The sequence below is a fragment of the Ensifer sp. GW101-20A05 genome (genome assembly GCF_059424735.1).
This window is the reverse complement of the sequence record NZ_JBWKZT010000059.1, coordinates 1-584: the sequence shown is the minus strand read 5'-3', so window position 1 is coordinate 584 and position 584 is coordinate 1. Positions and strand designations below refer to the sequence as shown.

The 584-nt window shown below is 57.5% G+C and carries 1 protein-coding gene; it reads right to left on the bottom strand.

Features of this window, described 5'->3' with window-relative positions; genetic code table 11:
* Nucleotides 1–29 precede the first annotated feature (29 nt).
* A partial coding sequence (locus AC070A_RS34645; protein ID WP_494773652.1) for a DDE-type integrase/transposase/recombinase occupies nucleotides 30–584 on the bottom strand: 555 nt, incomplete at its 5' end.

Below are 584 nucleotides of genomic sequence, written 5' to 3'. Positions count from 1 at the left end.
TGGAGTTGCCCCATAAAAACCGGACAGGATCAGGTTTCTGTTTGACGGTTTAAGAACTCGCGCGGTGATCGATATCCCAAAGCCTTGTGCGGGTGAAGCGTGTTGTAATGCTCGAACCATAAGGGCAGTTGGGCGATGACGGTTTCGGCGTCCGGAATGGGATTGACCGAGACGTAGTCGCGCTTGAAGGTTTTGACGAAGGCTTCCGCCATTCCGTTTGACTGCGGGCTGCGAATGGGTGTCGAGCAAGGCTCCATCCCGATATCCAGCAGCAGCGATTTCGTGTCCTTCGCAATGAAGCACGAGCCATTGTCAGTCAGCCATTCGATGGGCTTTGGAAGGGCGTTGATGCGACCGAAGCGGTTCTCGACGGCGGTGATGACAAGGTCCTGAACGTCCGCGCTCTTGATGCCTTCAGTGGTGGCGACGTGGGCAATGGCCTCGCGGTCACAGCAGTCGAGGGCAAAGGCAACGCGCACCTTCTCTCTGTTGTCGCAGCCAATTTCGAATCCGTCCGAACACCAACGTAGGTTCGACTGCTCCACAGCGACGCGGCCGTCGTGGCGACGGGTATCACTCGCACC